General features: G+C 47.2%; 14 protein-coding genes. 7 read left to right on the forward strand and 7 right to left on the reverse strand.

Annotated features, from left to right (window positions below):
- Positions 1-222: 222 nt before the first annotated feature.
- A complete protein-coding gene (locus MJ768_RS06295) occupies positions 223-1,347 on the reverse strand; it encodes a J domain-containing protein (RefSeq protein WP_239289046.1) in 1,125 nt (374 codons plus the stop codon).
- 158 nt (positions 1,348-1,505) lie between these two features.
- On the opposite strand from MJ768_RS06295, the gene MJ768_RS06300 reads away from it, so the two are divergent.
- A complete protein-coding gene (locus tag MJ768_RS06300) occupies positions 1,506-1,736 on the forward strand; it encodes a hypothetical protein (protein ID WP_239289047.1) in 231 nt (76 codons plus the stop codon).
- Between the two features lie 110 nt (positions 1,737-1,846).
- On the opposite strand, the gene prfB is transcribed toward MJ768_RS06300, so the two are convergent.
- The 3 genes from prfB to recJ form a co-directional block, all read right to left on the reverse strand.
- Positions 1,847-2,951 (reverse strand): peptide chain release factor 2 gene (gene prfB / locus MJ768_RS06305; protein ID WP_239289048.1). Its coding sequence is split into 2 segments (ribosomal slippage): positions 1,847-2,869 and positions 2,871-2,951, totalling 1,104 coding nucleotides; the frame shifts between segments, so codons are not numbered across the junction.
- Between the two features lie 259 nt (positions 2,952-3,210).
- Positions 3,211-4,473, reverse strand: a complete 1,263-nt coding sequence (locus tag MJ768_RS06310) for an MgtC/SapB family protein (protein ID WP_239289049.1) — start codon at positions 4,471-4,473, stop codon at positions 3,211-3,213.
- A 292-nt stretch (positions 4,474-4,765) separates the two neighbouring features.
- Positions 4,766-6,469 carry a single-stranded-DNA-specific exonuclease RecJ gene (gene recJ, locus MJ768_RS06315; protein ID WP_239289050.1) on the reverse strand — a complete coding sequence of 568 codons (1,704 nt, stop codon included), beginning with the start codon at positions 6,467-6,469 and terminating at the stop codon, positions 4,766-4,768.
- 419 nt (positions 6,470-6,888) lie between these two features.
- Between recJ and MJ768_RS06320 the strand changes: the two genes are divergently transcribed.
- The 4 genes from MJ768_RS06320 to MJ768_RS06335 all read left to right on the forward strand — a co-directional run bounded on the left by MJ768_RS06320 (position 6,889) and on the right by MJ768_RS06335 (position 11,721).
- Positions 6,889-8,658: a PAS domain-containing protein gene (locus MJ768_RS06320; protein ID WP_239289052.1), complete on the forward strand. Its 1,770-nt coding sequence runs from the start codon at positions 6,889-6,891 to the stop codon at positions 8,656-8,658.
- Positions 8,655-9,317: a response regulator gene (locus MJ768_RS06325; RefSeq protein ID WP_239289053.1), complete on the forward strand. Its 663-nt coding sequence runs from the start codon at positions 8,655-8,657 to the stop codon at positions 9,315-9,317. Before MJ768_RS06320 ends, MJ768_RS06325 begins: the two co-directional genes overlap by 4 nt.
- Before the next feature lie 430 nt (positions 9,318-9,747).
- Positions 9,748-10,251 (forward strand): BCAM0308 family protein, encoded by a 504-nt coding sequence (locus tag MJ768_RS06330; protein WP_239289054.1) that lies wholly within the window; start codon positions 9,748-9,750, stop codon positions 10,249-10,251.
- A 21-nt stretch (positions 10,252-10,272) separates the two neighbouring features.
- The gene (locus MJ768_RS06335) at positions 10,273-11,721 is read left to right on the forward strand and encodes a DegQ family serine endoprotease (protein ID WP_239289055.1); all 1,449 of its coding nucleotides are present in this window, start codon (positions 10,273-10,275) and stop codon (positions 11,719-11,721) included.
- A gap of 369 nt (positions 11,722-12,090) precedes the next feature.
- Here the strand turns inward: MJ768_RS06335 and MJ768_RS06340 are convergent, their stop codons facing one another.
- Both MJ768_RS06340 and MJ768_RS06345 read right to left on the reverse strand, forming a co-directional pair.
- Positions 12,091-12,621 carry a hypothetical protein gene (locus MJ768_RS06340; RefSeq protein WP_239289056.1) on the reverse strand — a complete coding sequence of 177 codons (531 nt, stop codon included), beginning with the start codon at positions 12,619-12,621 and terminating at the stop codon, positions 12,091-12,093.
- Between the two features lie 272 nt (positions 12,622-12,893).
- On the reverse strand, positions 12,894-13,415 hold the full coding sequence (locus tag MJ768_RS06345) for a DNA-deoxyinosine glycosylase (protein ID WP_239289060.1): 522 nt from the start codon (positions 13,413-13,415) through the stop codon (positions 12,894-12,896).
- 497 nt (positions 13,416-13,912) lie between these two features.
- On the opposite strand from MJ768_RS06345, the gene MJ768_RS06350 reads away from it, so the two are divergent.
- Together MJ768_RS06350 and MJ768_RS06355 are read left to right on the forward strand one after the other, a co-directional pair.
- Positions 13,913-14,728: an AIM24 family protein gene (locus MJ768_RS06350; RefSeq protein ID WP_239289062.1), complete on the forward strand. Its 816-nt coding sequence runs from the start codon at positions 13,913-13,915 to the stop codon at positions 14,726-14,728.
- Between the two features lie 28 nt (positions 14,729-14,756).
- Positions 14,757-15,890 carry a M48 family metallopeptidase gene (locus tag MJ768_RS06355; protein WP_239289063.1) on the forward strand — a complete coding sequence of 378 codons (1,134 nt, stop codon included), beginning with the start codon at positions 14,757-14,759 and terminating at the stop codon, positions 15,888-15,890.
- A 218-nt stretch (positions 15,891-16,108) separates the two neighbouring features.
- On the opposite strand, the gene MJ768_RS06360 is transcribed toward MJ768_RS06355, so the two are convergent.
- Positions 16,109-16,999: a YihY/virulence factor BrkB family protein gene (locus MJ768_RS06360; RefSeq protein ID WP_239289064.1), complete on the reverse strand. Its 891-nt coding sequence runs from the start codon at positions 16,997-16,999 to the stop codon at positions 16,109-16,111.
- Between the last annotated feature and the right edge of the window lie 241 nt (positions 17,000-17,240).

Genomic DNA, 17,240 nt, shown 5'->3' on the forward strand with positions numbered 1-17,240 from the left:
CGACACAACACTAAAATCAGATGACGCACTGATTGCGATCGACCGAGTTGAATGGTTAGCGGGGTAATCAGGCCGAGGCCGCAAATCGCCCGAAAGTTCATCAGAAAAGCTGATTGTGAATCAGCTGCATAATTGGTGATATTGGAAAGGAAATAGATTCGTGGCCATAAGTTTGTCTATAGCGGAAACGTTGCCATAGTCCACCCGTCTGCGCACCGTAGCTTAAAAAGGGGTATCAAAATAATCCATTTTTGGCCGCCGTCGCATGTTTTTGAGCCAGGCTTTGACCTTCTTGATGTCTTGAAATACGAGTAAATCGTCTTTTAATTCGCGGATGGTGTGTTGAACGCCGACGATGTCGGCGGCGAGATTGCGCATGATGGTGCTGGGAGACAGTTGTGTAAAAGGGGAGATGCCAAATTGCGTTTTGAACATATCCTCGGTGTGAAAGATTTCATGCTCCAGCTCGTTGAGCTGTTCTTTCAATATTTTATTGTAGTGCTTCAGTCGGCCTGCGGTAATGTTGTTGATGGTGGCTTGGTCGATGTGCTCTAGCTCCAGCTGAAGTTCCAATAAAAGCAGCAGATTTTTCTTGTCATAGGCTTGGTTAATGCGTTGCATCAAGACCGTTTTTCGATCGCGTTCCTGTGGGTCTGGTTCGCGGTCGGGGTGCAGGGCACTGGCCAGTTTACGGTACAACTCGCGGATGGACTGACTGGTTTGTTGCTCTTCAGCCAGTTGCTGCGACTCTTTGGCTATTTGTTTGGCTGTCTTTTTTCGTTTTGCCCGGCGTTCTTCTTGCGCCTGTCGGTCGGCTTGGTGTTGTGTCTGCTGTTCAAGCATCTGCGCTTGCGCCCGCTTCAACAATTCTTCGGGTGAACTCATGTCAAAGTCGTCGCCCAGGTCAACACCCAACACGTCCTCAAACATGAATTTCATGCCTTCCACGGCGGCAGTTTCTTCAGCGTCGAAGTCAGAGCCACTGTGTTTGTTGTAGATGCTCTTCAAATCTGCATCATCACGCTCTGCTGCAAGTCTCCCGGCCAGTTCGCTAATCAGGTCATCGAGCATGCGGCGCTCAGTTGAAGTAAGTCCTTTTTGATCACTGGTACGGTCAAGGCAATGCACTAACTCGATTTCTATATCTTGTGAGCTTTTGACAAGCGGGGCTAATTCCTTGGCGTATTTTCGCTGGTAAGACGGGATAATCTCCCGCCAAGCGGCCAGTCTGACGCGTTTTGCATCAATTTGCTTGATCAGGGTATTGAACGCTTTTTGTTCTTTAGACAGATGGGGTTGGTCTTGGCCAATGACGATACTGATGGTTTTGGTCTGAATATTGAGCATGATTGGACTGTTTTCGTGAATTGGCGGCTTGCTTGAATTCCCAAGATATCTAGAATTAAGCTTACCCAGTTTAAATTATAGCGCTGGATAATTTGGAGGTAAACGGTAGGCGGTTTTAAAGGGTTTCGAATGTTCTGGACAACCAATAATGTGGTCAAGTGAGTGCTTTGGAAGGCATACTCAACCGTCCGCAGATACAAAGCAGACATTTGCAGTTCCTGCGTTTGTCGATGCAATCCGACCACATCATGTTTGTTATGAAAGTAGAACTTCTGATCACGCAGGATAAGATTAAACAGGGCAAGTCAAAATTCTACAGCGATAAAAAAACCACAAAGTGGCTGCAAAGTTGGGGAATAGAACAGGATCTTAAAGTCCAGGCATGTTAAGAAATCCAATTCAATTTTGAAGGTCGAATAAGGCGGAGACGAACGTAAGTTGTGTCTGACACATATTACGCTGCGCGTCTAAATTATTGGCCTTCGTCAGCTCAATCTGATTACACACCTTGCTTTAAGCTGGCACTAATAAATTCATCCAGGTCGCCATCCAGCACACCCTGAGTGTTGCCGATTTCCACATTGGTGCGCAGATCCTTGATGCGCGATTGATCCAGAACGTAAGAGCGGATTTGATGTCCCCAGCCGATGTCGGTTTTTCCATCTTCCATTTCCTTTTTTTCAGCATTGCGTTTGCGCAGTTCGGCTTCATACATGCGCGACTTTAGCATTGCCATCGCTTCGGCGCGATTGCGGTGTTGCGAGCGGTCGCTCTGGCATTGAACCACAATGCCGGTGGGTGCGTGGGTGATGCGCACCGCTGAATCGGTCTTGTTGATGTGCTGTCCGCCCGCGCCGCTTGCGCGGTAGGTATCTACGCGCAGGTCTGCCGGATTGATTTCGATTTCGATGGATTCATCCACCTCAGGATAGACAAATACGCTTGAAAAAGAGGTGTGGCGGCGGTTTCCGGAGTCGAATGGAGACTTGCGCACCAGTCGGTGTACGCCAGTTTCGGTGCGCAAATGGCCATGAGCGTAGTCGCCAGTCACCTTGAGTACGGCACCTTTGATACCTGCTACTTCGCCATCAGATTGTTCCAGTACTTCCACCTGGAAGCCCTTTTTTTCGCAGTATCGCAGATACATGCGTAGCAGCATCGAAGCCCAGTCTTGCGCCTCGGTACCACCAGACCCCGCCTGAATGTCGAGAAAACAGTTGTTGGAATCCATTGGCTTGGAAAACATGCGGCGGAATTCCATGTCCGCCACTTTCTTCTCCATATTTTGCACATCCTGCACGATGCTGTCGAGGCTGGCATCGTCATTTTCCGCCAGCGCCATTTCAAATAGCTCGGCTGTATCATCGAGATCTTGATTTAGCTGATTCAGGGTGAGTACGATGCCTTCAAGCATCTTGCGCTCACGCCCCAGTTCTTGAGAGCGCTTGTTGTCCTGCCAGATGGTTGGGTCTTCGGCGAGAATTACGACTTCGGCCAGTCGCTCTTGTTTACCATCGAAGTCAAAGATACCTCCGTAGTTCAGTGATACGAACACGGAGGTCCTGTAACTGGTGGGCGAGGGCGTTTAGTTGTTCGGCTTCCATTATATTGTCGAGTGCGGAAAAGGTGGCGATTATAGCTGAAAGCTCAGCTCTGAGTTTAAGGAGGCAGCTATTGAGACAGGAGCATGTTCTGCGGGCGATTATCTGCTAGCAGTCGCTCATGCAAGTCAATTGGTTAACGTGAAACTCGCGCAGCGATTCGTTTGCTCCCTCTCCCACCGGGAGAAGGTTGGTGTGAGGGAAACGGGCATGGCGAGTTTTATCATCGGGGGCGGCATTATTGCCATGCACGTTAGTCCAATTAGAGAATAAACAGGCCAAGCGCAACACCGGCTCCCATCGCCAAAAACCCTGCCGCGACATGTTTTGCCAAGGTCATGCCGCCGATAAATACCACCAGCCCAAATTTGAATACCAGGTTGGACAGAAAAGCGAAGGCAATGGCTGTTACTGCCTGATCATCGTTCAGTTTATCCAAATCAAATAAACGCAGACTGGAGAGTGTGATGGCATCCACGTCGGTGAGTCCGGAGATCAAGGCGACCACATACAGGCCGCCGCTGCCGGCAATATCTGAAAGCCAAGCAGAAAAAAACAGTACCACTGCGTAGAGTAGGCCGAAGCTCAGAGCGGCAGGAATCTCGGTCGGGTTGGAAGTTTTTGGCATTGGTAAATCTGAAGAGGTATGCAATTTACGCCAGTCGAGAAGGGTAACGACCAGCCCAAACAAGAGGCCGAGCCCCATCACCGGCAATAGTTTGGCGAGCAAGCCGGGCGACACTACTGCACTTACCACTGTCAAGCGCATCAGTACGACCTGGCTGGAAAGCAGGATAACCACAGCAGACAGGCGTGCCATGATTTCACTGATTTTGCTGTGGCGTGCGTAAACCAATGTGGTTGCGGTGCTGGATACCAGTCCGCCGAGCAAGCCGAGCAGTGGTGCACCATAGCGTTGACCCGTCCAGTGCAGAGCGATATAACCAGCCAGACTTAGCCCTGAAATCAGCACTACCATCATCCATATCTGATGCGGATTGAATGCGTCATAAGGGCCGTAGTTCTGGTCCGGCAGGACTGGTAGGATGACGAAGGTTAGTACCAAAAATTGCAGGATGGAAACCAGGTCACGCCGGGTCAAACGTTTCGTCATGCCGCGTAGTTCTGGTTTGAAGTAGAGAAGGGTAGTGGTGACTATGGCTAGCATGACGGCCAATTTTGTTTGTTCATACCAGATTAGTGCGCCGAGCGCATAACATAGCAGCAAAGCGGCAACCGTGGTGGTGCCTGGATCGTTTTCTTCGGTGGGGCTGGCGAGATAGGCAGCAATAATCATAACGCCCACGATGCAGAAGCCTGCAACCAGCAGCCAGGGCGAGCCAATTTTGCTGGAGAGCATGGCGGTGATAGTGCCCATGAGTGCAACCAGCGCAAAGGTTCTCAGTCCGGCTTTGGACGAAGGTCTGCGCTCACGTTCCAGGCCGATCAGCAGGCCGATGGCGAGGCTGGCGAGGAACTGCGGCAGGACCTCGATACCGTTGCTTTGCCAAATTTGATGATTCATCGCTTGGCCGCCTTGATATAAGTTTAACGAAGAGTGTTTTACCGACATTTCAGATCACAGATCCAAAACGATAAAACGTGTGTGCATTTTCCAACTAGCATACAGCTTGTCAGAACCGTAATCATGGTGATGTAAGGCAATTACCCAGCTAGATGTCAAGGTGATCAACGCGGCCAGCGCGACACCTCTCATTTCACCTAATCAAGCGTTCAGGCGAGACTGCGCTGGTTTGATTTTGTGCGCAGTTTGGCCTCTTGGCTTCTCAATTTAAAATAAACAATTTCTCACGGCTTTATAGGTCTATTTTTTGCCAGTGCCGGACGATGAGCTGCAAGCTGACACTGCTATTGTATTCATTGACAGCCAGATTGAAAACCGCACGAATGTAGGCTGGCATGGGGTCGACACAAAAAAAGTGAATGGCATCATATGCTGCACTTGACGTAGTGAGTTTCAGTTTTAGTTTGAGATGTTTTTCGCCAACCACGCGCTGGCTTTTTACGGTGAACTCGCCTTCAAAGAATGGCTGCGGGAAACCTTGTCCCCAAACCTGCTGTTCCAGGCTGCGCGCAATGCCTAATGTGAATTCGGATGGTGCGAGTAGACCATCTGTTTCAATAATCTTGGTGAGATCGGCTGGGGAAAGCAGGCTTTGTGCTACGGCTTCAAAGGCGGCCTTAAACTCATCGAAATGCTCCTCGCGCAGGCTAAGCCCTGCCGCCATGGCATGACCGCCAAATTTTTGTAGCAGATGTGGATGGCGTTTGGACACAAGATCAAGTGCATCGCGCAGATGCAGGGCGTGGATGCTGCGTCCAGAGCCTTTTATTTCACCATTTAGTGATCGTGCGAAAGCGATGACGGGACGATGGTAGCGGTCTTTTAGACGCGAGGCGAGAATGCCGATAACACCCTGGTGCCAAGTTTCGTCGAACAGCGCGAGGCTGCAACTGTCAGTCGGAGTGATGTGTTCCAGCGTGGCCAGCGCCGCTTGCTGCATGTCAGCTTCTATATTGCGCCGCGTATGGTTTAGTGTATCAAGTTGAGCCGCAATTTTGGCTGCTTCAGTGACATCATCGCTAATCAAACATGCGATACCCAAGCTCATATCTTCCAGCCGTCCAGCTGCATTCAACCGTGGCCCCACAACAAAGCCCAATTCATAACTGGAAACCTGTGCATAATTTTTACCGGCTACCTGCAACAATGCGTTGATGCCGCAACAAGCGCGCATGGAGCGGATGCGCTGTAGTCCTTGTTGTACCAGAATACGATTGTTTTCATCCAGTTTTACAACATCTGCAACTGTTCCCAAGGCAACCAGATCGAGTAGTTTGCCTAGATTGGGTTCCGTTTGTTCTGCATATGCGCCGCGAGCCCGCAGTTCGGCGCGTAATGCGAGTAACACATAGAACATGACGCCAACCCCCGCCAGGTTTTTGCTGGGAAAATCGCAGCCCGGTTGGTTTGGATTGACAATGCAAAGTGCGTCCGGCAAATCTTCTCCAGGCAGATGGTGGTCGGTGATCAACACCTGCATGCCCAATCGGTTGGCCTCGGCCACGCCGTCCACACTGGCAATGCCATTGTCCACGGTGATCAATATGTCGGGGGTGGATTGCGCCGCCAGGCGCACGATCTCCGGCGTTAAACCATAACCATATTCGAAGCGGTTCGGCACGATGAAATCCACTTGCGCTCCCAACATACGCAAGCCACGCAGCCCTACAGCACAGGCGGTCGCGCCGTCGGCATCATAATCCGCCACGATCAACAGCTTGCGTTGTGCGGCGATGGCATCAGCCAATAAGCATGCCATATGCTGTGCGTTTTTTAGTTGCGTGAAGGGCAGCAGATATTGCAGGCCGGTATCCAACTGCGTCACATTACAAATGCCGCGCGCCGCGTAAACACGTGCTAAAAGCGGTGCGATGCCAGTGTCGATAAGCTGTTGTGCAGTATCGGTTGGGTAGGAACGTTGGCTTATTTGTATCATGCGGCTTAGTGATGTGTGGACAGGGTGAGATGATTTTAGCAGAGACAGGATGCATTCCCTGCTTGTGGAAAGAGGGGAGAGGCAATATAGTCGAACTGGTTAATGTGGGAAACATTCCTCTGAGCACTTAACAACGGAGAATTTAACCCGTTTTTGAAATACATCAAGGACAATTCTAAAAATTCTGAATCCGTCATTTCGGCGCAGCGCTTTGATTTTAAAATGAATGACATATTATCGATATGGTGTGCGAGTACATGCGCATCGTAATTAAGAGGTTATAGGCATGGTGAAAATGTGCTCCTTGTAATATCTGGTACCGTCCAAAGGAAAGTTGAGAGCATAAATGGTAGATATTTTCTAATTATAGGTGAAGTGAGCAATTCAATTCCCCTAACAATTACTGAATGAGGAATGTGATGACCCAGATGCAAACAAATCGAAATCGAAGGTTTGATGACCCCGAAAACGACAGCAAAGGAAATCAATTCAACGAGATTATTTTACGGAACAAGAGTGCGTCAGATAAGGTGCTGGAAGATGGCAATATGCAATTATTGCACGAGTTGCAGGTGCGCCAGCTTGTGCTGGAGGCGCAAAATCGCGAATTGAGAGAGGCTCATAGGAGAGCCTCAGACAGAGAGATGGAAGATGACAAAATCCATCTGTTGCATGAGCTGCAATTGCGTCACATTGAGCTGGAGGTGCAGAATCGCGAACTGAGGGAAGCACAACGGATGCTGGAAGAAACACGCGACCGTTATGCCAACCTTTATGATTTTGCTCCCGTAGGTTATCTAACTCTGGATGAGGCCGGATACGTTCAGGAAATCAATCTGATTGGATCCACCATGCTCTGTGAAGCGCGTGAAAGCATTGTGGGCACGCCTTTTGTAACTCGTATTATCAAAGGTGATGTTCACGCATTCTCGCACCATCTGCAGCAAACTTTCAATTCCTCTGGCAATATTGTTACCGAATTGAGAATCATGACGCGTACTGATGAGCCGGATTACATCCGCCTGGAAAGTGCAGCCATGGATAATGGGATACGTGCCTGCCGCACGGTGATGACCAATATTACCGAACAGAAACGCATTGCATTGGCATTACAACAAAAACGAACTGAGCAGGATGCCTTGCTAAATGCGATACCGGCCATCGTGTTCTACAAAGATCTGAATTTGCGTTATGTGACCGTTAGTCAGATGTTCGCTGATCTTCTCGGCCATCCGGTAGGAAATGTGCTCGGTAAAACCGATTTTGAGCTACTGCCACGCGAACTAGCCGAGGATTTTCAGCGTATAAACCGTGAAGTGCTGGAATCGGGCGAAATCAAAGCGGGTGTGGAAAGCAGACTTACCGATGCAGGCGGCAATGCGGTTTATTTGTCTACTGTGCTCGCCCCTTTTAATAATACGGAAGGTAATGTCGCTGGACTATTGGGAGTCGGCATCGACATTAGTTCACTTAAAAGGGCAGCAGATATTAATCTGGAATTGTTGATTCAAAACCGCACACTTACGCAAAATCTGTACAGCGTTCAGGAAACTGAACGTTGCCACCTGGCTCGTGAATTGCATGATGAATTAGGTCAATGGCTTACCGCTATACATGCGGAATCTCAGGCGATTTTATGTGTGTCCGACGGAGAGTCAACAGCCCGAGCAAGCGTACAAGCCATTAGCGAAAGTGCCAAGGAAATGCATGAAGTGATCCGTGGCATGTTGCGTCACTTGCGCCCGGCGCTGTTGGATGAACTTGGACTAGCGGATAGCCTGCGTGAACTGACGAATAAGTGGTGTTTACATAATCCAGACATAATCTTCGAGTTTGCACTTGAAGGTGATTTAAACGGTTTGAGTGAAAGTATTAACATTACTGTATACCGCATAATTCAGGAGGCACTCACTAATATTTGCAGCCATGCCTTGGCCAAACGTGTTTCGGTGTGCTTGAGCCGTGAACCGGGTGTGACACCCGATGCCGAGGCAGTGTTTTTAAGGGTAACGGATGACGGCAAAGGCTTCGACACAAACCAGGCATTCAATGGATTCGGACTACTCGGCATTCGTGAGCGGGCAATTGCAGCGGGGGGAGAGTTTTCCTCATTTAGCACTCCGGGCCATGGAGTACGCATCGACGTTCGATTACCACTTAAATATCAGTTAGAAAGAAGAAAACAATGAACCTGAGCACTGCCGTTCAGCCGATTACTGTATTGCTTATAGACGATCACCCCGTGGTGCGCGACGGTTTTCGTCGCTTGCTTGAAAGTACAGCTGACATTCGAGTAGTGGCGGAAGCCGATGATGGAGAAACAGGCTATATTCTTTACCGGGAGTTTAAACCTGATGTGGTGGTTCTTGATCTCAATATGCCGGGTAGCGGTGGTCTGGAAACAATTCGTCGTATCAGGGCGCATGACCCGGTTGCGCACATTCTGGTATTCAGTATGCACGGTAATGAAACTATGGTGCAGCGCGTCCTGGAGATGGGCGCAACGGGTTATCTAACCAAGCAAAGCGGTCTCAAACAAATGGCGCACGCTGTGCGCCAAGTAAAGCTGGGAAAAACATATATCGACCCGGAGCATATTTCGGACATGGTTGTTGACAGGCAGTTGTTTCACGCGGCCCTAGATCCAATAAACGCACTTTCCAAACGTGAATTCCAGTTATTCAAATTGATGGCAGAAGGTAATTCGATACTTGAAATCGCCGAAAATCTTTCCATTAGCCCCAAAACTGTTGGTGTTCATCACGCTAGCATCATGAGAAAACTCAAATTGCAGAACACTGCCCAGCTTGTTCGCTTGGCTATTCTTTGTGACATCATTCAATTGTAACAATTTCCATACGACAGTAGTATCTAGCATATTAGCAGTATCATATTGATATTGTTTGAAATAATTAAGTTTTAATGCTCGGCGCAATATCATTTTTAAGATATTACCTTAGGTAAAAATAAGCAATTTGCTTATTCACTTATCATGGTCGACACACTAATATGTTTTTTCATTATCAAATTCAAACTACATATTATCCAGTGACTTAAGAAGCATGCGGAGCATTCTGATTTATATGAATAAAAAATTTTCGAACTCGCTCATTATTAATAAGATATTCATATAATTGCGGACACCAGTAAACAAATCACCTTTACATGATTATGTTCGGGCCAAGGGATTTGAGTTATCTGAAAACCATTGCCAGCTGTCTGTATGTTTTGGTAGATATGAAGTGGAATTGGGGTAATCAACCATTGGAGAGATTATCATGAGCAATGCAACCATTCCTACCGGTTTTAATCCCGGACGAAGTGAACATATGTTGCAAGAACATGTGCACGATGCCTACAAATTAAAGGGAAAGCTGCAAGAACCGACTGTCTGCCCGCAATGTAACGCGGTATTTCATGAAGGGCGTTGGCAGTGGCGCCAAGCTCCGGCAGAGGCGCACCGGGAAACCTGTCCTGCCTGTCATCGTATACACGACCATTACCCTGCAGGATTCCTTACTATACAGGGCAAGTTTTTTGCAGCTCATAGCGAGGAAATTATGAATCTCGTGCATAACGTGGAAAAACGTGAACGGACAGAACACCCGCTCAAGCGCATCATGGCAGTGGAAGATAAAAAAGATGGCGGTGTACTGGTAACCACAACTGACCCACATCTTGCTCGTGGTATGGGCGAAGCTTTGCATCATGCCTATCAGGGAGAGCTGAAATTTCACTATAATAAAGAGGAAAACCTGTTACGCGTGAGTTGGACGCACTAACGGGTAAATATGATGCGCACTATGAGAAAACCTGTACTCACAATCGTTCTATTGGTTATCTTGTTGGCATTAGATAGTTGCGGAAAGAAACCACAACAGGCACCACCGCCGGTGACTACCAGTGGCGCTGTAGGTGCTGCATCGGCGGTTGTTGCGCTCCCGAATTTCACTGCTCTGGTCAAGAAGGAAGGACCTGCGGTTGTCAATATCAGCACTACTCAGACGATTCGCAGGGAGCATATTCCATTTCCGGCATTTCCTGGCACCAAGCAAGATGATCCATTCTATGAGTTCTTTCGCCGGTTTGCGCCTGGCGAGATGCTTCCACATGAATTTCGCAGTCAGTCGCTTGGTTCCGGTTTCATCATTAGCCAGGACGGCTATATTCTTACCAATGCTCATGTCGTCGAGAAGGCGGACGAAGTGACGGTCCGACTGACTGACAAACGAGAGTTCAAGGCAAAGGTAATAGGTGCGGACAAGCGCAGCGATATTGCTCTATTGAAAATCTCAGCTAAAGATCTTCCTGTTGTTAGTATTGGTGATGCTTCAAAGCTTGAGGTTGGCGAATGGGTCGTTGCAATTGGATCGCCATTCGGCTTCACCAACTCGGTTTCTCAGGGTATTGTAAGTGCCATGGGACGCAGCCTGCCCGGCGAGAATACCACTCCATTTATTCAAACTGATGTTCCAATCAATCCAGGGAATTCCGGGGGGCCGCTTTTCAATTTGAATGGTGAGGTCATCGGTATCAATTCACAGATTTATAGCCGTAGCGGAGGCTACATGGGTTTGTCTTTTGCGATCCCGATCGATCTCGCTATAAAGGTAAAGAACGAGCTTTTGAAGCATGGCACAGTCAAACGTGGCTGGCTTGGTGTAACCATTCAGGACGTAAGCCCTGAACATGCCAGATCATTTGGCCTGACGAAGGCCAGCGGTGCGCTGATTACTACGGTAGGGAAGGATACACCGGCAGCACGGGCCAGCCTTGAGATCGGGGATATTATCCTGAAATTGAATGGTAAAGAACTGACGGATGCAGGTGATTTGGCTCGCGCCGTTGCTGACGCCGCGCCTGGATCAATTGCACGACTGAGCATATGGCGCCGCGGGGTAGCAAAGGAAGTGGTAGCCACCCTTGGAGACGCGGATGCTGACCTCACAACACCCAAACCGAGACCAATGGATAAGGGGATGGCACCGGACAAAATTGGCTTGACTATGCATGAGTTGAATCCTGATGAGCGGCAGATGCTGCGCACAGACGGCTATGTAGTAGTTGATGCAGTTGACGGTATTGCGGCAGAGTCAGGCATTCAGCCGGGAGACATTATTATAGCCATCAATAGCCAACGCATCTCCAGCATTAAGCAGTTCCGTACCGTGATGGCTGATGTGGGCATGCGTGCCGCATTGCTCGTGCAGCGTGAGGGCAATATGATTTTTATTCCATTGATAAGCAAATGATAGAGAGAGGAGAAGATATCTGGATTTTGTGTAAACAGAGTTTGTTAGTGATGCGGCATTCGTTCCCAGAATTGAAATTGAAATAGCTAAGCGATCAAACGCAGCTTTCCATTGTTTGATGGGTGACGAATTTTTTTATAGGTAGTTCATGGACGACGACCACATAAATAATGAATCTGAACAGTCAGTTGCATCAATCAATAGGTGACCATTATTTGGGGTTGCGACTGCTACAAATTATCAGCTGATAGATGTCATCGATTTAAGGGGTAAACCGCTTTGTGGGGTGGGGGCCGCCAAATTCAAACTGCGTATTCAACTGAAAATGGACAGCCACGGGAAATAGATGCGAATTGGCTTACGCAAGGCTTATTTGGAAATATACATAGTACCTTCAATTACCCCTAGCCCCGTTTGGATATTAGACGCTCCTTCCACGACGCCAGATCCGGTTGCTCCCGTAAAGAGACCCGTTCCTCCGGTTATTTGGAGTATAAAATTCTCATACATATAGATTTGTGGATTATCGGTTGGAACAAAGGAAACAGAATAATTGCCCATGATACTGTTGCCATTACGAGCAGTAAGCGTCCAACTTCCTGTGGAGGTGAAATAATTTTCCATCGGAGTAATGCAATCATCAGCTTTGAAAGAAAGGACACCTAAACGTGTGCTTTTTCGATTCTCTGTAATCGTTCCAGTCCCTATTCCAGTAATCGTACTACCCAAATAATAAGGAGGACAGCTCGTTTTTTGATAGTCTAAAACTTCCTTCGTACCTAAGATAAACTTTATCGTTGCCGGTTTTGAATTAGTATCAGCAAGTGAACTTAGAGGAGAAATAATTGCAGCAAATAGTAGCGCAACGAATTGTAGTTTAAGAAAATTTTTGATAGTCATGGATATTCCTTTATTCTATTAATGGTTAGTAGTCTATTGAGTAGCTTGAGAAGCATCCTGTGTTTCAATCGGCGGATCATTGATTAAAGATTGGGTTTTCATGTGATGGATTTATATCGTATGGTGGTGATCCTTTAATAGGTTGAGGTTTGGAATGAGTCCTAAGTTACGGCGTGCTGAGCGTGCTGAGTCAGCATCATATTTTTGATAATTATCTTTCTTATTAAGAGAGGAGTCTGTGCGGTAGCGAGCTTATGAAGAAGATTTAAGCATCAACATGCTATTGCCTTCCATGCCCGCAATTTCTCATCAAAGGAAGTCGCAGCATTCGCTGGACTCGTTGAAGGCAGGCGAATATATTTGATATTTGAGGAGTTTCGAAGAAATGGTCGTATATGTCTCATATACAGATTCTCTGCCTTGGCTCCGTTAAAACACACCCTATGAATGTGCGAATGCTTGTTGAAAAAGTTCGCAAAATCGTTAAGCATGATCGTGTCATTGTCTATATCAGAATCGAGACTGCTCTCCCGTGTGCATGACTTCAAAACGTCCCAGAGTGCAATTCTTGCCGCGATAATTGATGATGTTCTGGCTTCATAAGAATTTACGGCGTTGACGCCAAGAATTTCACTAATGATCTTCCAGAATGCGTTTCGTGGATGTGCGTAATATTGCTGTGCTAGCAAGGAGGCCTTGCCTGGCATCGTGCCAAGGATAAGGATGCTTGAATTGTCACTTTCGATTGGCGGGAAACTATGAATGTGCACTATTGGAGCATCTTCAATAATCATTTTGGTGCTTGAATCTTTTTAGTTCTTATCAAGAATAACATGAGGTTACTGGTTTTCAGGAAAGGTTGTGCTAATTATAAGCCATCAATCTAAAAGTTAATTTTCCCAATCCTGTGATGCCTACATGAATGCTATGGTGTCAATTTTAGGGCACCTCTAAAAATCCAATTTTGCGAGCAGCCGCTTTGCGGCTTGCCTGCTTACCCCGTTTCGTCACAATACGGTGTTACTCTAAAAAGATTATCGCTTACATATCAACTATATGCCGCGCTCAAATTTTTTACTCGTGCCTTGTCTTGTTTAGAAACTTGAATTTTTAGAGGCGTCCTTTATTCGGGAAGAAATTAAAATGATTTATTATATCTTAGATAGTCATAACATTTTTAGTTAAATATAATCAAGACAATATGAATGAATTTTATACGCAAACGTAGAGCTTGATAAGTTGTCGAGGAAAGCAGAACGGCTTATAAATCAACAAATTTAAGGAGTATCACATGGCAATGGATGTTATCGACTACAAAATTTACGGATCGGAAATGCAGTTCGTCGAGATCGAACTTGATCCTGAGGAATCCGCCGTAGGTGAAGCCAGTTCCATGATGTACATGGAGGATGGCATCGACATGGACACGATATTCGGTGATGGCTCGGCGCAACAGTCCGGTATTTTTGGCAAGCTGTTGGGAGCTGGTAAACGTGTGCTTACCGGTGAATCCCTGTTCACCACTGTCTATACAAACAAAGGCTCCGGAAAAAAGAAAGTTGCGTTCGGCGCGCCCTATCCGGGGAAACTGTTGCCGATGGACTTATCTACACTCGGTGGTTCTCTTATTTGTCAGAAAGACGCCTTTCTATGTGCTGCCAAAGGGGTTTCGCTTTCGATCGCATTCCAGAAAAAACTTGGTACCGGATTTTTTGGCGGCGAAGGCTTCATTATGCAAAAGCTGGAAGGTGATGGTTTGGCATTCATTCACGCCGGTGGCACCATGATGAAGCGCGATTTGGCACCGGGTGAAACGCTACGCGTTGACACCGGTTGCCTAGTGGCAATGCAACCTACAGTAGACTACGATATTCAATATGTGGGCAAGATCAAGACCGCATTATTTGGCGGCGAAGGTCTATTTTTCGCCGTGTTGCGCGGGCCGGGAATGATAATTATACAATCCTTACCGTTCAATCGGCTGGCCTCGCGCATTTTTGCCGCAGCACCAAAAAGTAGCGGTGTAGCTAGCACACTTGGTTTGGCTGGTGGCGGTGGACGCGAGGAAGGCGGAATCTTGGGGGGTATATTCAGTGGTGATGACTAAGCGGTAACTTCAACTTTCCCAACTCGACATGACTGAACTCAATAAAATCACAGGTCTTGCTTGGGGACCAGGATTCCAAAGTACCGGCAGCCCGGTCGAAGTCTTGATATCGAGTCATGGACTGCGGCTTACCACGCAGAATGACTACGACGGTATGCCCGCTTGGAGCGAAGTTTCTGTGCGTAATGGCGGGTTCAATGACAGTCAAGTAATGATCGAATGGCAGGGTCGTGCTGGAAATTACATGCTGACAGTATCGGACATATCATCGGTAGCCGCACTTAAAGTACAACTTAAGTCTGTCACTCAGAATAAAGAAACTATCAAAGCTGCTGGAGCCAGAAGACGGGATGATGCGACTCGCGCTTGGTCACATGTATTCATCTGGGGCGTATTCGTGTTGCCGATGTTGGTGCTTGTCGCGATTGTATGGGAGTACGAGAGACTTGTCGCATGGGCCATCTCGCATGTGACTGTAATACAGGAACGCAAACTGGGCGAGCAAATATTCGCGCTCACCAAGCAGCGACTGACACTAATCGAAGGCCCGGGCGCCACCATGGTGCGAGAGATAGGCGCGCGGCTATCGCAAGGTTCGGCATACCAATATGAATTTTATGTGGCGGACGATGCGTCAGTTAACGCTTTCGCGATGCCCGGCGGTTTCATTGTCATGAACACTGGGTTACTGACACTAGCCGATAATGCTGAGCAGGTCGCGGGTGTTCTTGCGCATGAAATTCAGCACGTGGAAAAACGCCACAGTCTGAATGGCATGGTGAAATCAGCAGGTCTTATGGTAACTGTCAGCCTGGTGTTTGGCGATCTCAGCGGTGTGGCTGCACTTGGCTCTGATTTGATCAGGCTTAAGTTTTCACGTCAGCATGAAGCAGAAGCCGATATTGAAGGTCTGAAAGCCTTGGTTGTCTCAGGCATTTCACCCACTGAAATGCGTGATTTTTTTCGGAAAATGAGCGAAAAAGAGACCCTCGATCTGGAATGGTTCTCGTCTCACCCTGCAAGCAACGACCGCTTCATGTCGCTTGATGCAGCCATCAAAGCGCTACTGCCAGCAACTGTCGTGGTCAAGCCACTGCCTTATGATTACGCAGCGATTAAAGCAGTACTCCCTGCACATTTCAAACCAGGTGGGAAAATTTGACGGAAGAGTTCCTTATTCTCCGGGGAAGCCATTTTGCATCGCATATTTAACCAAATATTCAAGGGCACCTCTAAAAATCCAATTTTCGTCACAATACGGCGTTACTCGAAAAAAATTATCGCTTACATATCAACTATATGCAGCGCTCAAATTTTTTACTCGTGCCTTGTCTTGCCTAGAAACTTGAATTTTTAGAGGCGCCCTCAAAAAATACGAGTTTACATTTTCTCAGCTAAAATGGTTGCCGTTTGCGTGGGCTGATCTTTGCGCGATCCAAACGTATAAGAGTAGATCCGCGTAAATTCAGCGCCCATCAAAAATATCTGAGCAGAGTAATATATCCATACCAATAAAACAACGAGCGAACCTGCCGCTCCGAATCCTGAAGCAACGCCACTTCTCCCAATGTAAAAACCGATCAGGAATTTGCCGATCGTAAACAGAAACGCGGTGACCACCGCACCTATCCATACATCTTGCCAATCTATCTTCATTCGTGGCATTAATTTGTAGATCATTGCGAATGCAATAGTAATCAGCACAAAACTCAGCGTTATATCGACTAAATTTGCGAGAAGCCCAAATCCGCCAAATAAAGGCTCCCACCATTTCCCTAATGCTGCCAACGCAGCGCTTAATATGAGCGAAACAATCAGTAAAAAACCTATTCCCAAGATCATTCCAAAAGAAAGTACTCGTGTGCGGATTAATCCAAATATCCCCGCATCCTCGGTTCTTTTTGGTGCACGCCATATCCTATCCAAGTCGTCCTGTAACTCGGCAAATACTGTAGTTGCACCAATCAGGAGCAAAACCAAGCCGATAATAGCGGCAGTTACACTCTCTGTAGGCTTGCTAACGCTTTCGAGCAAACCTTGCACTACCAACGCTCCGGTTTTTCCCATCAAATCCTGTAGCTGAGCGAAAATTTCTCCTCGTGCCACTTCAACTCCAAAAATAAGCCCAGCGATAGACATAACAATCAGTAGAAGTGGTGCAATTGAAAACACTGTGTAATAGGCAAGCGCTGCTCCCATGCTTGGTGCATTGTCGTCAATCCACGCTGAAAAAGTGGCTTTGATAAGATTCAAGATTTCTTTGATAGTCATTCGATTGCTCTGAAGAACAATGACAGTTGTTGAGCATCTTTAGATAACTAATTTTGATTCTTACACATGCCAAATTTCCCTGGCATTAAAGCTGCATTTTCTTAACTTTAAGAAAATTATTTTTGTAAATTTTATCTCCGTTGCATGACTTGCTCTGTACGTTACCGTACCGACCATGTTTGAGTTTTCGCGCAATCTTTTATAAAAAATATTAATAAAAAAGCGATCGTCCGCCTCGAAT

This window comes from Candidatus Nitrotoga sp. 1052 (genome assembly GCF_927312905.1).
In the GTDB taxonomy this organism is placed as follows: Bacteria; Pseudomonadota; Gammaproteobacteria; order Burkholderiales; family Gallionellaceae; genus Nitrotoga.

Excerpts from the sequence above, each read along its gene's own strand:
- MJ768_RS06345 (WP_239289060.1), bottom strand. The coding sequence starts at position 13,415 with ATGATTATTGAAGATGCTCCAATAGTGCACATTCATAGTTTCCCGCCA.
- MJ768_RS06330 (WP_239289054.1), top strand. The coding sequence starts at position 9,748 with ATGAGCAATGCAACCATTCCTACCGGTTTTAATCCCGGACGAAGTGAA.
- MJ768_RS06360 (WP_239289064.1), bottom strand. The coding sequence starts at position 16,999 with ATGACTATCAAAGAAATCTTGAATCTTATCAAAGCCACTTTTTCAGCG.
- MJ768_RS06335 (WP_239289055.1), top strand. The coding sequence starts at position 10,273 with ATGAGAAAACCTGTACTCACAATCGTTCTATTGGTTATCTTGTTGGCA.
- MJ768_RS06310 (WP_239289049.1), bottom strand. The coding sequence starts at position 4,473 with ATGAATCATCAAATTTGGCAAAGCAACGGTATCGAGGTCCTGCCGCAG.
- MJ768_RS06325 (WP_239289053.1), top strand. The coding sequence starts at position 8,655 with ATGAACCTGAGCACTGCCGTTCAGCCGATTACTGTATTGCTTATAGAC.
- MJ768_RS06350 (WP_239289062.1), top strand. The coding sequence starts at position 13,913 with ATGGCAATGGATGTTATCGACTACAAAATTTACGGATCGGAAATGCAG.
- MJ768_RS06295 (WP_239289046.1), bottom strand. The coding sequence starts at position 1,347 with ATGCTCAATATTCAGACCAAAACCATCAGTATCGTCATTGGCCAAGAC.
- MJ768_RS06320 (WP_239289052.1), top strand. The coding sequence starts at position 6,889 with ATGACCCAGATGCAAACAAATCGAAATCGAAGGTTTGATGACCCCGAA.
- recJ (WP_239289050.1), bottom strand. The coding sequence starts at position 6,469 with ATGATACAAATAAGCCAACGTTCCTACCCAACCGATACTGCACAACAG.
- MJ768_RS06340 (WP_239289056.1), bottom strand. The coding sequence starts at position 12,621 with ATGACTATCAAAAATTTTCTTAAACTACAATTCGTTGCGCTACTATTT.
- MJ768_RS06355 (WP_239289063.1), top strand. The coding sequence starts at position 14,757 with ATGACTGAACTCAATAAAATCACAGGTCTTGCTTGGGGACCAGGATTC.